Origin of the sequence: Pokkaliibacter sp. CJK22405, from assembly GCF_046614695.1 — a bacterium.
In the GTDB taxonomy this organism is placed as follows: Bacteria; Pseudomonadota; Gammaproteobacteria; order Pseudomonadales; family Balneatricaceae; genus Pokkaliibacter.
In genome coordinates this window covers 152,459-166,552 of record NZ_JBKKHQ010000019.1, presented here as the reverse complement: position 1 = coordinate 166,552, position 14,094 = coordinate 152,459, and the positions used below count along the sequence as shown (strand labels likewise).

The window sequence follows — 14,094 nt, the reverse complement described above, 5'->3', positions numbered from 1 at the left end:
TGGCGGAGCGGACGGGGCTCGAACCCGCGACCTCCGGCGTGACAGGCCGGCATTCTAACCGACTGAACTACCGCTCCGCAATGTAACACCCCGACAGCGTCGTTGTGTGGGAGCGCATTTTACGCAATTCCCGATACTTGTCAAACACTTAAAACACTTTTTATTTCCCCTGTTTTACTACTCCTATCGCACCGTGTACAGGTAGCGACTCCCGCCTCCATCCTGCTTTGTGTCGCTTTGTTCCAGACTATTGACGCTCAAGGTGCACCACCGCTAAATGCCTGCATGACTTTAACCTGTGCTCGACTGTTTATCGGGAAACCACCATGTTGAATTTGAAAACCTCTCTTCGCACTGCGGCCGCTTTTATCGCGGGCCTGGTGCTGGCCGGATGCGCCCTGAGCCCTCAGGCAGTTAATGTCAATCCGCAGATTACTCCGGGCAGCTACGCGGCCACGGGGAAACGCATTAGCGTCACCGTCTCAGATCAGCGCGCGTCAAAGGTTCTGGGTACTCGCGGCGGTATTTATGCTCAAACCAGCAATGTCACCCTGTCATCCCAAGCGCCACAGCGCCTGAAAGGCAGTATGGCTGGTGCACTTACACAGATGGGTTTTCAGATCACAACGTCTGAGAATGCCGACGTTCAGATGAATGTCATCCTGGATAAGCTGACCTATCAGCCCTCGGTACGCAGCCTGATTCAGGTAGTCGACTTATCCGATGCCATTCGCATCGTTGTCAGTAGTCCGAATGGCTCAAGCTATACCGGCTCCTTCAAGACAGAGAAACATCATGAGTTCTCCCACGTCCCCAGCGAAGAAACCAACAGCAAGATTATCAATGAATTGCTGGCAGAAACGCTGAGCCACGCTCTGCAAGACCCCAAGCTGATCAGCGCCATGTCTCGCTATTAAAGCGCTCTCCCCTCGCCTGACTCTACATACAGGCTAACGACGATAACGGCTAACCCAACAGGTTAGCCGTTTTTGTTTCCATACAGCTCCCGATGCGCTTGCAAGTCTGAAGAATGAGTTTTGCTCATACTGACTACATGAGACTTGCCAGTATCACTAACCTCCCAGATACTGTATATAAACACAGTATTGCGAGTATTTCCTATGGCAATGTCCTGCACTTTTATTCATGACTTTGCTGAAGTCATCGAACCCAACGGCTCTTCAGCGTGTTTAGCCACCATCGACCAGCACGAGCCTCAATCCCAGCCACACGGCGCCAGCTCCTCAGTCAGCACGTCGACGCCTTTTTATCTGGAGCGTATTGCCGCAGGCTTTCCAAGTCCCTGTGATGATTACCTGACCGACCCGCTCAACCTGCACGATTATCTGGTGAGTCAACCGGCAGCAACGTTTCTGGTTCGGGCTATCGGCGACTCCATGCAGGATCAGGGCATTATGGATGGCGACATTCTGGTCGTTGACCGTTCGCGCAAAGCAGTGGCCGGCAATATCGTTGTGGCAGATATCAATAGCGAGTTCACCGTCAAAATCCTGGAAGCCTCCACCCCTCGGCCTCGCTTACTGCCTGCCAATCCGGCTTATCCACCTATCACTTTGAACGAAGCTGATGAGCTACGAATCTGGGGCGTGGTAACAGGCGTGGCGAGGCGCCTGGGATGACCGTTTTCGCGTTAATTGACTGCAATAACTTCTATGCCAGTTGCGAGCGAGTCTTTGATCCTCGTTTACGTGACCGGCCTCTTGTTGTTCTTTCCAACAATGACGGCTGCATCATTGCCCGAAGCGCAGAAGCCAAGGCTCTGGGCATTCCGATGGGAGCCCCCTTACACCTGATCCGCGACAGCCTGCGGCGGCACAAGGCAATCGTACGTTCAAGTAACTATGCGCTTTACGGTGATATGAGTCGTCGCGTTATGTCGATTATTCGCGATACGCTCCCTCGCATGGAGGTCTACTCGGTCGATGAGGCATTCGCTGATCTAAGTGGCGTCCCCGAGCGCCAGACGCTTGCCTGCCAATTACGCGCTCAAATTGAGCAGTGGACGGGCATCACTGTAGGCATTGGCATTGGCAGCAGTAAGGCGATGGCAAAACTGGCGAATCATATCGCCAAGAAGTGGCCTGAAAATGAGGGCGTTTTTGACTTGGCCATCCTGTCAGCCTCAGAGCGCCGCCAGTGGTATCAACAAATTGATGTCAGTGAAGTCTGGGGAATTGGCCGACGCCTGATCACCCGACTACGAGCACAAGGCATCTCGACAGTGGATGATCTGGCTCAGGCACACCCCAGCACCATGAGGCGTGAATACAGCGTGCTGGTGGAGCGACTCATTCATGAGCTGAACGGCATTAGCTGCATTGAACTGGAGGAAGTTGCCCCTGAGCGTCAGCAGATTTTTGCCTCACGCTCTTTTGGTCACTCACTCAGCACCATCGAGCCTATTCGCCAGGCAATTGCACACCACGTACGTCGAGGCCACGAAAAGCTACTGGCTCAGAAGATGGCTACCGCCACTCTCGGCGTATTTATTCGCACCAACCCTCACAGTCAGCATTCTTATTATTCCAACCAGAATTATCTGAGCTTTACAGAGCCCACACAGGATCTCTGTCTGCTAACTCGCAGTGCCAATCATTTACTGGATACCCTATTCCGCCGGGACTTTCGCTACACCAAAGCCGGCATCATGCTGTATGGACTGGAACCGGCCAAGCACTTCCAGCAGGATCTATTTTCAGCAAAAAGCTCATCCGCACAGGCCGCACTGATTGAGCAAATTAACGCCAGACACGGAAAAGGAGCGCTTAGAACCGCTCGTGAAGGCTGGCAGAGCAGCACATGGAATATGGCCCAACGCAGAAAGACACCAGCGTACACGACCGATTGGCAGAATCTGCTAAAAGTTCATCTGATCACAAATAAAGAAAGCTTTTAGAAACAGGAGCTTATACAAAACCATAAGAATTTTTAAAGAAATTCACAAAAAATGTGAACCAATTTAAACAACGCCTTCGTAAAAGAACGTGTTAGCCAGAGAGAAAACGCTAACTGCAGTTCCCACGTTCACAATGAAACACAGGAAGGCATTATGAAAGCGACAATCAAAACCTCCTTAAAAGCCCTTGGTCTGACCGCTGCCCTGATGGGCGCTACCTCTGTGTCCTATGCCGATATGGGTGTTAAAGCCAGCGATCAGAGCGTCTCCGGAGGTACAGTAAGCGCCGACATGATCAGTGCAGAAAGCAATGGCTGGATGGTGGTACACCGCACCGATGCGTCGATGAAGCCTGGCCCGGTGGTAGGTTATGCCCCTATTAAGAAAGGTGATAATCAAGACGTCACTGCTATCCTGACTGAGCCAGTAAAACCCGGCGATATGCTGATGCTCATGGTGCATGGTGAAGCCGGCGGCATGAAGACAGGCGTTTTTGAATATACTCTGGGCGCGAAAGAAGATGGCCCGGTAAAACCCGACGGCAAACTGGTAATGCACGTTATTAAGGCCATGTAAGACTGAAGTCCCAGCAAGCGGAAGATTCCTCTCCGCTCAAAAGCCTGATGACATGTTCACGATATGAAAAAGCCCGGATTTACCCGGGCTTTTTGCTGAGCGGACCTACTGCTCATGGTCGATAGATAGCGCATAACTTGTGACCATCCGGGTCACGCACATACGCCAGATACATATCCCCCATAGGGCTGGAACGAAGACCTGGCGCATCCTCAATAGCAGTGCCACCATGTGCAACAGCCACCTCATGAAACTTCAGTAGCTGTGCTTCAGAGTCGCATTTAAAGCCAAGTGTTGAGCCATTGGCCACAGTTGCCGGCTCGCCATTGATAGGCTGAGTGATGCCAAAACTGCTGCCCTGATGGCGATAGAAAAGACGCCGATGGCCTGTCGATGCTGTATTTAACATGCCTTCCCCACCTCCGAGAACAGCAATCACTGCATCATAGAAAGCTTTGGAACGTTCGATGTTATTTGAGCCGATCATGACGTGACTAAACATACAGACTCCGAGAAAAATAGGCTGGAAGATAGAGGCTAAGCAGGAGAAGCGAAGCAACGCTTCACTAGATGATGTCTGAAAATGAAAAGCAAGTGGGCACTCATAAAGAGTAGACCTAAAGTATCAGTTAAAGACAACCTGCCGGAGAGACGACAATCTGTAGTACCCGATCCGATTTTTTGTCGATAGGCATCGCCAAAATACAGCTGTCACTGGAGTTCAGATGATAGGCAGGAAATTTATCATTTTCGAAATAGGCATCAGAACGACCCAGTAAACTTGTCACTTCCTCAGCCGTCATTCCTAAAAGTCGATGCTTTTTCATGAGATCAGCCAGCATCACAGATCGGCTATGCACACTGACACGCCACACCTGAGAGTTAAAATTCTCACCTTCAAGATGGCTAAGCTCGCCTTTCTGGCTACAACCCGAAAGCACAGCAAGGCCGATAGCACCCAGCGCACACGCGCCAAATAAAGCATTACGCAACCGCACTGCTGCACTCCTCACCGTTTAATTGATGGAAGAGGATTAACAATAGTAGTACAGCAGGCGTCTAGCGCAAGAAAGGGGATACGGGTCACCGGAATGTCGGCAACCTCGATAGAGAGAAACTCAGCAGGAGCAGTGGCGACTTAACCCGCGCACCCTCTGGGCCAGACTTCAGCCTGGGTAACCGTCAGAGAGCTATTGTCCATCCAAAGCCCAAGGACACAGAGCTCGGACTGACTTAGCCGGTAAGCACGAGAAGTGCTACCGCTATAATAGATATCGAACTTGCCAAGAAGTTGGGCAACATCCTGACGCTTCATACCGATAAGATGATGTTCACTAATCAGATTTTCCAACATGGCAGGACGATCTTCTACATGAGAGCGCCACATCTCAGGATCAAACTGACGCGCTCCCAGATGCTGGTAATTTTCCTGCTTCGACATGCAGCCACTAAGACCTAAAGCAAGCGCAATGGTCAGCGCCAAAGTATAGCCACGCATGATGACACCCCGATATGATCAATTACTGATCAAAGCATACGGAGAAACCCTGCTGCTTTGGCGCCACGGGGTTACTAAATCATGCCAGGACGTTACTGGTGTTTTTTTTGACGGATTAAATACAGCCCTGAGGTGAAATCTGCACTTTGTCTACTTTCCCGGTGAGATGATCTAACGGAAGTACCACATCGCATACACGCTCAGTATTCAGATGATAAGCTGGCGAAATATTACTACTTTGATGATAGCTATCCGGCTCCCCCAGCAAGCTAATCAGAGCGCTACGGTCCATTCCTACCAGCCGGTATTCCTTGACCAGATCAACCAGCATATAAGGACGACTGGAAACGCTGATCCTCCACACCCCTTGATTAAAGCGCTCATGATCGAGACGCACATACTCAGCATCGGGACCATCAGAGCCGCCCAACATAAAGCCGAGTACTCCCATCAGTAATAGCATTAACACCCGCATAAAATCACCAAATGTCATTAATGACACAATATTTGGTAAAATTACCACGTTAATTACTAGGCTGTCGCTGAGTATTTAAAGGAGTCCCGAAGAATGGCGTGATAAATCACATCGATAGAAAAGGAGGATGGCAGGGAGCGTCGCAGGATGTCAGAGACAGCCCTTAGGAAGAATAATCACTTGCTGTACCTGAAGAGACTGGGCATCCACTGGCATAGCCACCAAACAGGAATAATCCGCTTTGATGAAATAAGCAGGGACATCATCACGCTCATAAAAACTATCGGATTGACCTAATAGCGCTTTGACATTCGTTGCTTTCATGCCAACCAACGCATAACTATCGATAAGATCGTGAAGCATATAGGGCCGACTTGAGACACTTATCGACCAGACATCCTGATTAAAGTTCTCAGTGCCCAAACGGGCAAAATCATCCTGGGGCGATTCACAACCAGTAAGATAGGTAACCAGAATGGCTAAAAAACCGATGCCCTGCTTTCGCATCCATCACTCCCCGGAAATAGCACTCACATCATTAAAGACCATATAACGCACTAAATCCGTCGACATTAGTCGTAACGCAGCACTATAGGTCTTACCGATGTCGGCAATATTGAAGCAGGCAAAACAGAAAAGCCAAAACCGGCAATAGGTTAGAGGCCACTGAATGCAGGCCTCTAAAAGCATAGGCGAAGAAAATTACTAGTGCACTGACTGGATAGTCAGGCCGCAAGCTCCATACCTGGCAGCATCGACAACTGTCGAGAATATGGCGCCATTGGTCCGGAAAAGTGGCTGCGGCTATAGTCCGGTATGCCCTTTTCGTCAATCAACTCCTGAGCCAGAACACGGCCAAAAAGATATGCCTGGCTTAATGAATCAAAAGCAAAAGAGCCAAGACAAACCTCGGCACTCCAGTCGATACGAACGCTGACGCGTCGATAAGCATGATTTGAGGTGCTGCACTGAGACGCCACGAAAATAAAAAACTCTCTGCCATGATAAAAACCGCGGTGGCAATCGCCTCCACTAACACGGATTAATGACATTGATAAACTCTCCCCGGAAATGCTGGAGTGAGAAAAAACCATCCATGACTTTCTTCTCGCTAGTATACCGATACCTCTGACATCGATACTTTTAGCAAATAGCAATACATATGCCATGAAATAATGCTGCGTAGGTGCACGCGCCAGCAAAAAAAACCGAATAGAGGTCACTTAAGATATTTTTCGCACAAAAAGAGGGCGTACAGGGTGAAAGGCAAGAAGACGTAAACAAAGAAAAGCCCAGTTAATGGGAAGGCTTCCCGCACCGCCCAAAGTCGCAAGCAATCAGCGAATGGAGTCAGGCGACGAAACTTGATTGCTCAGCGTCAATTAATTCTTCAACAATACTTCTTGCCAGCTCTAGCGCCTGCTCACGGGAATCAAATACCAGTGACTGTGATGTCATCGCAGGCAGCCCCTCTACTGAAATTGTGAACTCAGTTAGCGTTCGAGGTGCCATGATCCAATAGGCTCTACCGTGGTAACGACCACTGCCAATCTGCATGTTATTAGACGGAAATAGCCGCATCTGAATAAGCCCCCGAATGTGCAAGCAGCCTCCCGCTGTCTTGCTTATCCTTTGTGAAGTGGCGACATTTTGCCTCACAACCACGTCAGTTTTATGACGTACTTCACACTCTAGGTGGGGAAGATTCCGGGGTAGTTCCTTAGAAAACTGTTACAGCCCACATGGACAAGCACGAGATCAGCTAAAGCCCAATGATTCGCACAGAGCTCCAGAGAAAAACGGTGTCGATTTTCTCAGCTTTTGATGACAGACGATTGCGGAACACGTTCACTCGCCAACGAGGAAAAGGAGGTGAGAAGAGAGAAAATTCAAAAAAACGAGAAGAAAATTTAAAGAAAAAATTCTTTTAAAAACAACTACTTGGAGGGATTTTAAGAGGAGATTTTGAATGGTGCCTGGAGCCGGAATCGAACCGGCACGACCAAAAGGTCGAGAGATTTTAAGTCTCTTGTGTCTACCTATTTCACCATCCAGGCAAGGAATGGAGGCTGGAGTCGGAATCGAACCGGCGTACACGGAGTTGCAGTCCGCTGCATGACCACTCTGCCATCCAGCCCCGGATGACTATTACCTGTCAGTTTTCCAATCTTTAGATTGGAGCGGGAAACGAGACTCGAACTCGCGACCCCGACCTTGGCAAGGTCGTGCTCTACCAACTGAGCTATTCCCGCATTGTTTGTAGCACCGTTGCGGCGACTACGGGGACGCATTATAGAGACTAACCTTTTCCTGTCAACAGACCTGGAGATAAAAAATTCTTACAGGTGAAGAACTTAGCGCCTATACAGGCGCTCAGTGAGATTCTCGCTTGCCCATCAGAATCGGCCAGGCAGCCTTCATATAGATAATCATCGACCACAGCGTTAAAAGCGTTGCGATCATTAACCCAGCCAAACCAACGTAGCTTTGCCAGGAGCCCCCCGGAAAAGCCAGCAGAATCACCAAAGACCCCATCTGCGCAGTCGTTTTAACCTTACCAATGTAAGACACGGCAACACTCGCACGCTGACCAATTTCAGCCATCCATTCACGTAACGCAGAGATAAGAATCTCGCGGCCGATGATGACGCAAGCGGGCAAGGTAATCCAAAGATTGGAATAGGTGTCGACCAGCATGACCAAGATCACTGCAACCATTAACTTGTCAGCAACAGGATCCAGAAAGGCCCCAAAAGGCGTGCTCTGATCTAACTTGCGCGCCAGATAGCCATCCAGCCAATCCGTAAACGAGGCCAGCATAAAAATCAACGCGCTTGCCATGGCCGCCCAGCTGAACGGCATAAAGTAAACCACAACGATCACCGGGATCAGCAAAACCCGAAAGCCGGTAAGCAGGTTTGGGAAGTTAAGATTCATGCTGGGTTTCTACCCCTCCAGGGTGAAGATGATCATAAATATCCTGGGCCAGCTGCTGGTTGATTCCCGCGACTTTTCTCAACTCAGCCAGACTGGCGCGTTTCACTCCCTGTATACCACCAAAATGGCGATAAAGCGCCTGCCGGCGCTTTGGCCCTACTCCGGCAATCCCTTCCAGAGTGGATGTTCTGCGTGCTTTATCCCGACGTTGACGATGCCCGGTAATAGCGAAACGGTGCGCCTCATCACGAATCTGCTGAATCAGATGCAGTGCCGGAGAAGCGCGATCCAGAATCAGCGGCTGGTCATCACCTTCGAGCCAGAGCGTTTCCATACCGGGTTTACGCGTTGGCCCTTTGGCCACCCCTAATAGCTGCATGGACTCAATCCCCAGCTCCGCCAGCACCTCGCGGGCCTGGGTCATCTGACCTTTACCGCCATCCACCAGCAGGATATCAGGCAGCGATTCACCCTCGCGAGTCAGCCGACCATAACGTCTCTGTAGTGCCTGATGCATGGCGGCATAATCGTCACCGGCATTCACATCTTCAATATTGAAGCGCCGATAAGCGCTCTTGTTGGCCCCTTGCTGGTTAAATACGACACAGGAGGCCACTGTCGCCTCACCATGACTATGACTGATATCAAAACACTCAACGCGTTTGGGCAGCTCATCCAGCCCCATGGCTTCCTGAAGCATGACAAAGCGCTGCAGCATATTATCTTTTCCAGCCAGATACGCCGCGAGGTTTTCCTGAGCATTGGTAATAGCCAGTTTCAGCCATTGCACCTTGTCGCCACGTTGAGGAGAATTCAAGGGCAAACGTCGCCCTAAACTCTCCGATAGCGCCGACTCGATCACATCCCCGTCTTCGGGAAGATGGCTAAGGAGCAGTTCCCTGGGAATCTCACGTCCGGAATTCCCGAGATAAAACTGGGGAATAAATGCTGACAGCAGCTCGGCTTGGGTATGTTCAACGCTTAACTGCGGATAGTAAGTCCGCGAGCCAAGAATACGCCCTCCCCTTACGAAAAGGACGTGGACACAGCCGCCACCAGGACGGATCTCTGCCGCCAGCACATCCGCATCGCCACCTGTGCCATCAACAAACTGCTGCTCCTGCACACGCTGCAAGCTAATAAGCTGATCCCGCAACACAGCCGCACGCTCAAAGGCCAGCTCTTCTGAGGCTGTTTCCATCTGCTGTTGCAGATCTTCCATCAACGTTCGGCTTCGCCCTTCCAGAAACATGATGGCATGCTCAAGATCACGCTGGTAATCCTCTGCTTCAATCAGATCCACACAAGGCGCAGTACAACGCTTGATCTGATACTGCAGGCAAGGCCGAGAGCGGTTATTAAAAACAGAATCCTCACAGGTGCGTAGCTTGAAGACCTTCTGCATCAATTGCAGGCTGTCACGAACAGCACTACTACCGGGGAAGGGGCCAAAATAACGGCCAAGCTTGCGCTGAGAGCCCCGGTGGAAGCGAATTGCCGGGTACTCATCTCGCGTGGAAATAAAGATGTACGGATAGGATTTGTCGTCACGCAGAAGAATGTTATAGGGCGGACGAAACTTCTTGATGAGGTTCTGCTCGAGCAGTAGCGCTTCCGTTTCACTATTGGTGATAGTGAACTGCACTCGTGCGATGCGCTTGACCAATGACTGGGTTTTGGGAGTCAGCCCAGTGGAGCGGAAATAGCTACTTACTCGCGACTTGAGGTCGGATGCCTTACCGACGTACAGGATCTCATCACCCGGCCCCAGCATCTGATAAACACCCGGACGCCGCGGCATATTCGCCAGCAACGAGGACACGTCGAGAGAAACTGCCTTTTCCCCGCCAACATTCACATATGCAGCGACATTTTCAGTCACGTCGGATGGACTAGCCTTACTACTGGACATAAGCCTTACATAGTGTCGTGAAGTGTCGGGTTTCAAGCGTTTCGGAAAAGAAAAAAGCGCTAGATGTCAGTTCCATCAGGCTCATCACGATGCCAGTGACGTTTTCGGTCCATAAATACGGAGGCGGCATCGGCAAAGAGTTTCGCCAGCGCCTGACGCGACCAGTCAGAAATACCTGCACCTTCTGATAAAGACACTTCAAGGTAGACGCTGATTTCGGCATAGTGGAAAAGCAGGCTTTCGAAATTACTGGCGCGGCGAAGTTTTTCGAGCGAAATAGTCGCGCCATTGACAAGAATCTTGTTGATATCGGTTTCGGACATGATGCTGGAAAAACCCGTTTGCCTGAGTCTAAGATGTCATGAGGTGGGACTTTAACAGATTTCGAGGTCCGACACTCACCTAACCTAGAAGGATTCCACGCAGTTATGGCGCAAGCGCGACTTGATTTGACCCAGCTGGCCATTCTTCTGATTGAGCCTTCCTCACTCCAGCGAAAGCTGATCAAGGAAGCGCTGCAAGATGCCGGATGTACTCAGGTAGAGGCGGTTGAAGACCTTCCTCAGGCGATCGAAATTATCGAGCGCTACCCACCCGATGTCGTTATCAGCGCCCTGTATTTACCCAGCGGCACCGGTACGGACCTGATTACCGACCTGCGCCGCCGTTCCGGCACAGATGATGTTGCCTTTATTCTGATATCCAGTGAGAGCAAACTGGAGCATCTTGAACCTATCCGTCAGGCAGGAGCCATCGCTATTCTGCCCAAGCCCTTCTCAGTGAAAGCACTGAACCGGGCACTGGAAGCCACTCTGGACTACTTCACCGAAGAAGAAGTGCATCTTGAGAATTACGACATCGCCGAGCTAAAAGTGCTGGTGGTTGACGATAGCTCGATGTCGAGAAAGCATATCGCTCGGGTACTGACCAACATGGGAATCCATGAGATCACCATGGCCGAGAATGGCATGGAGGCACTTAACCTTCTGCAGGAAGATACCTTCAACCTTGTCGTCACCGACTACAACATGCCGGAGATGGATGGCGCGGCCCTCGTCAGCGGTATTCGTGACAATGCTGAACTCAGCCACATCCCCATTATGATGATCACCTCCGAGCAGGATGAGTCACGCCTGAGTGCGGTTCGTCAGGCGGGAGTCGATGCCATTTGTGACAAGCCTTTTGATCTGAATGAGCTGCGCCGAATGATGCATCTCATGCTTGACCAGTAACATCATTTTTCCTCCGCAATGACTGACTTCTCATGGCGCCGCAAGGATATTGACTGGCTTTGCTCGGCGCCGGCACTGCTCCATGATCACCATTGCCTGGATAGCGCAGGATTTTTCTCTTATGCGCTACCTGACATCTTACCGGCAGCTTGCGTACCCGGCCGCTTAGGCATTTATGCTGAGGTGCTGATGCTATGGTTGTTACAGCAGCATCCTGAGCTGGAAGCGATTGCCGATCATCTGCAGATTCAGGAAAACCAGCGCACATTGGGCGAGCTTGATTTCTTGCTGCGCTGGAAAAACAGCGAACTCTGGCACCTTGAACTGGCGGTGAAGTGGTATCTCTTTGTGCCGGAGCTGGCGGCGCAGGGGCTTAACGCCTTTGTCGGACCGGATATCAAAGATACGCTGGCCGTGAAATATCAGCGGCTCATCGAGCACCAGTTGCCAATCAGCAAGCATCCTGAGATCACTCGCTGGCTTCACGAACATGAGTGGCCGGAGGCAACGCAAACCATGCGCCAGCTGATTCATATGCCAGGACGACTTTTCTACCCGCTGGGTTCGTCTTTGCCCACATTGCCCGAGCTCAACCCGGAGCATCACCAAGGCCGCTGGCTAAAGCAATCGCAACTGCCACTACTGCACACTCACTATCCAGAGGCCGAACTCTATCAACTTGTCTACCGGCATTGGTTGGGCGGTCCCGATGAGACAGGCCTTATCGGCAGGTTAAGTGATCACAGTGAAGAGCTGCTCAAGCAGTCACAGACGTGGCAACGACCAGTCCGCCTGATGCTGAAGACGGATCAGGAACACCATTTGATGGTAGTACCTGATACGTGGCACCAGCGCGCTCTGGAGATTCATTTACCCGCTTAAAAAGCAGCAAGGTATAAAACAATAAAGGCGGGATATCCCGCCTTTATTCATTTTCAGACACCACGTCTTAGCGGGTCTTACTTGGCTTTATTGCGATTAAGACGCGTAATCAGGCTTGAGGTATCCCAGCGGCCACCGCCCATGCTTTGTACATCTGAGTAGAACTGGTCAACCAGCGCGGTTAGCGGCAGGTGAATATCGTGGTTACGGGCTTCCGTCAGAGCAATAAAGAGGTCCTTGCGCATCCAGTCTACCGCAAAGCCGTAATCAAACTTGCCATCCAGCATGGTCGCTGAACGGTTTTCCATCTGCCAGGACTGAGCAGCACCCTTGCTGATGACATCCACGACCGCCTTGCCATCCAGACCAACCGCTTCAGCAAAATGAAGGCCTTCTGACAGCCCCTGAACAATACCGGCGATACAGATCTGATTGACCATCTTCGCCAACTGACCGGAGCCTGCAGGCCCAAGTAAACGCGCCTGACGTGAATAGCACTGAATCACAGGCAGCACTGTGTCAAAGTCAGCCTGATCACCACCCATCATTACGGTTAGCACACCATTCTCCGCGCCAGCCTGACCACCAGAGACAGGCGCATCGAGGAAGTAGGCTCCCTGAGCTTTAGCTTGTGCATCGAGCTCGCGCGCCACTTCGGCAGAAGCAGTAGTGTGATCAACCAGATAGCAACCCTCGCCTAACCCTTTATAAATACCTTGCTCACCCAGAGTCACTTCGCGCAGGTCGTTATCATTGCCAACGCAGCAAAATACCATCTCAGCGCCCTGAGCTGCTTCCATCGGGGTCAGGGCATGCTGGCCACCATACTCAGCGACCCAGGCTTCCGCCTTGCTGGTAGTGCGGTTGTAAACGGTGACATCGTGACCTGCTTTCAGCAGATGACCCGCCATGGGATAGCCCATGACACCTAACCCAACAAATGCGACTTTCATCTTTCCTCCTTGGAGTAACGCGGCCAGCGACGGTAGAATTTGCCGCCATCGCGTTACTGAACATATTCAGGGAAGCCTGAGGACAAACCTCTGCGGATACTAAACAAACTCCTTCCAAAGCGCGACCCGGACAGAAGGTACGCCAGAATGAAAAAACTCTTGATCGCCCTTCCCCTGCTGCTCCTGTCACTGCTCTCGCCTCTGGTGGTATGGGCACAGGATCTGGACGAAATAAAACAGCAGCTACTGCTGGATGAACAGTCGCAGCCTGTCGACTGGACGGAGTATCAGGGTAAATGGCTGCTAGTGAATTTTTGGGCCACCTGGTGTCCGCCTTGCGTCCATGAGCTGCCAGCGCTGGATAAGCTGGATCAGTCATTGGGTAAGGAGCGCCCTTTCCGTGTACTGGCCATTAATCTGGGTGACTCCCGTCAGCAACTTGATGCTTTCTGGGAAAAAATGAAATGGACGCCCAGCATGCCCATTATCAGTGATGAGGAAAACCAGCTACTGACTTCGCTCCGCCTTAAAGGCTTACCCAGCTCATGGCTGATCAGCCCTGATGGCCAGGTGGTTGAGACGATTTCCGGCATGAAGGAATGGGACAGTCAGGAAACGATGGACTCATTAAAAGCAAGAATGGACCAACACTAAGGCTTTCCTGCTGTGCGAAAATAAAAAAGGCGCTACAAGGCGCCTTTTTCAATGGTTC

17 protein-coding genes and 4 tRNA genes are annotated in these 14,094 nt (G+C 51.1%); 7 read left to right on the top strand and 14 right to left on the bottom strand.

Going from position 1 to position 14,094, the window contains the following annotated elements; all coding sequences use genetic code 11:
* A tRNA-Asp gene (locus tag ACKC9G_RS14840) sits at positions 1–77 on the bottom strand.
* A 249-nt stretch (positions 78–326) separates the two neighbouring features.
* Between ACKC9G_RS14840 and ACKC9G_RS14835 the strand changes: the two genes are divergently transcribed.
* The 4 genes from ACKC9G_RS14835 to ACKC9G_RS14820 all read left to right on the top strand — a co-directional run bounded on the left by ACKC9G_RS14835 (position 327) and on the right by ACKC9G_RS14820 (position 3,493).
* Positions 327–917, top strand: coding sequence for a YajG family lipoprotein (locus ACKC9G_RS14835; RefSeq protein WP_411406746.1), 591 nt, complete (start codon positions 327–329; stop codon positions 915–917).
* A 204-nt stretch (positions 918–1,121) separates the two neighbouring features.
* Entirely contained in the window at positions 1,122–1,640 is a 519-nt protein-coding gene (locus tag ACKC9G_RS14830; RefSeq protein ID WP_411406744.1) for a LexA family protein, read from the top strand.
* Complete coding sequence (locus tag ACKC9G_RS14825; protein ID WP_411406742.1) at positions 1,637–2,917, top strand: Y-family DNA polymerase; 1,281 nt, start codon at positions 1,637–1,639, stop codon at positions 2,915–2,917. The genes ACKC9G_RS14830 and ACKC9G_RS14825 overlap by 4 nt, the downstream gene beginning before the upstream one ends.
* Positions 2,918–3,070: 153 nt before the next feature.
* The gene (locus ACKC9G_RS14820) at positions 3,071–3,493 is read left to right on the top strand and encodes a hypothetical protein (protein WP_411406740.1); all 423 of its coding nucleotides are present in this window, start codon (positions 3,071–3,073) and stop codon (positions 3,491–3,493) included.
* Positions 3,494–3,605: 112 nt separating this feature from the next.
* Here ACKC9G_RS14820 and ACKC9G_RS14815 read toward each other — a convergent pair whose 3' ends face one another.
* The 12 genes from ACKC9G_RS14815 to ACKC9G_RS14760 form a co-directional block, all read right to left on the bottom strand.
* On the bottom strand, positions 3,606–3,995 hold the full coding sequence (locus tag ACKC9G_RS14815; RefSeq protein ID WP_411406738.1) for a VOC family protein: 390 nt from the start codon (positions 3,993–3,995) through the stop codon (positions 3,606–3,608).
* Positions 3,996–4,122: 127 nt separating this feature from the next.
* Positions 4,123–4,491: a hypothetical protein gene (locus ACKC9G_RS14810; protein ID WP_411406736.1), complete on the bottom strand. Its 369-nt coding sequence runs from the start codon at positions 4,489–4,491 to the stop codon at positions 4,123–4,125.
* A gap of 140 nt (positions 4,492–4,631) precedes the next feature.
* Positions 4,632–4,991 carry a hypothetical protein gene (locus tag ACKC9G_RS14805; protein WP_411406734.1) on the bottom strand — a complete coding sequence of 120 codons (360 nt, stop codon included), beginning with the start codon at positions 4,989–4,991 and terminating at the stop codon, positions 4,632–4,634.
* A 115-nt stretch (positions 4,992–5,106) separates the two neighbouring features.
* Positions 5,107–5,484 carry a hypothetical protein gene (locus ACKC9G_RS14800; protein WP_411406732.1) on the bottom strand — a complete coding sequence of 126 codons (378 nt, stop codon included), beginning with the start codon at positions 5,482–5,484 and terminating at the stop codon, positions 5,107–5,109.
* A 132-nt stretch (positions 5,485–5,616) separates the two neighbouring features.
* A complete protein-coding gene (locus ACKC9G_RS14795; protein WP_411406730.1) occupies positions 5,617–5,973 on the bottom strand; it encodes a hypothetical protein in 357 nt (118 codons plus the stop codon).
* 218 nt (positions 5,974–6,191) lie between these two features.
* Entirely contained in the window at positions 6,192–6,635 is a 444-nt protein-coding gene (locus ACKC9G_RS14790) for a hypothetical protein (protein ID WP_411406728.1), read from the bottom strand.
* A gap of 801 nt (positions 6,636–7,436) precedes the next feature.
* Positions 7,437–7,523 (bottom strand) — tRNA-Leu (locus ACKC9G_RS14785).
* Between the two features lie 6 nt (positions 7,524–7,529).
* Positions 7,530–7,603, bottom strand: a tRNA-Cys gene (locus ACKC9G_RS14780).
* A gap of 39 nt (positions 7,604–7,642) precedes the next feature.
* Positions 7,643–7,718: transfer RNA gene (locus ACKC9G_RS14775), tRNA-Gly, on the bottom strand.
* Between the two features lie 121 nt (positions 7,719–7,839).
* Complete coding sequence (gene pgsA, locus ACKC9G_RS14770; protein WP_411406726.1) at positions 7,840–8,403, bottom strand: CDP-diacylglycerol--glycerol-3-phosphate 3-phosphatidyltransferase; 564 nt, start codon at positions 8,401–8,403, stop codon at positions 7,840–7,842.
* Positions 8,393–10,204, bottom strand: coding sequence for an excinuclease ABC subunit UvrC (uvrC, locus tag ACKC9G_RS14765; RefSeq protein WP_411406752.1), 1,812 nt, complete (start codon positions 10,202–10,204; stop codon positions 8,393–8,395). The genes pgsA and uvrC overlap by 11 nt, the downstream gene beginning before the upstream one ends.
* Before the next feature lie 170 nt (positions 10,205–10,374).
* On the bottom strand, positions 10,375–10,638 hold the full coding sequence (locus ACKC9G_RS14760) for an excinuclease ABC subunit C (protein ID WP_411406724.1): 264 nt from the start codon (positions 10,636–10,638) through the stop codon (positions 10,375–10,377).
* Positions 10,639–10,743: 105 nt separating this feature from the next.
* On the opposite strand from ACKC9G_RS14760, the gene ACKC9G_RS14755 reads away from it, so the two are divergent.
* The gene (locus tag ACKC9G_RS14755; RefSeq protein ID WP_411406722.1) at positions 10,744–11,547 is read left to right on the top strand and encodes a response regulator; all 804 of its coding nucleotides are present in this window, start codon (positions 10,744–10,746) and stop codon (positions 11,545–11,547) included.
* Between the two features lie 18 nt (positions 11,548–11,565).
* The gene (locus tag ACKC9G_RS14750; RefSeq protein ID WP_411406720.1) at positions 11,566–12,429 is read left to right on the top strand and encodes a DUF1853 family protein; all 864 of its coding nucleotides are present in this window, start codon (positions 11,566–11,568) and stop codon (positions 12,427–12,429) included.
* Between the two features lie 77 nt (positions 12,430–12,506).
* Here the strand turns inward: ACKC9G_RS14750 and ACKC9G_RS14745 are convergent, their stop codons facing one another.
* The gene (locus ACKC9G_RS14745; RefSeq protein ID WP_411406718.1) at positions 12,507–13,382 is read right to left on the bottom strand and encodes an NAD(P)-dependent oxidoreductase; all 876 of its coding nucleotides are present in this window, start codon (positions 13,380–13,382) and stop codon (positions 12,507–12,509) included.
* 147 nt (positions 13,383–13,529) lie between these two features.
* Here ACKC9G_RS14745 and ACKC9G_RS14740 point away from each other — a divergent pair, with 147 nt between their 5' ends.
* On the top strand, positions 13,530–14,036 hold the full coding sequence (locus ACKC9G_RS14740; RefSeq protein WP_411406716.1) for a TlpA family protein disulfide reductase: 507 nt from the start codon (positions 13,530–13,532) through the stop codon (positions 14,034–14,036).
* Positions 14,037–14,094: the final 58 nt, after the last annotated feature.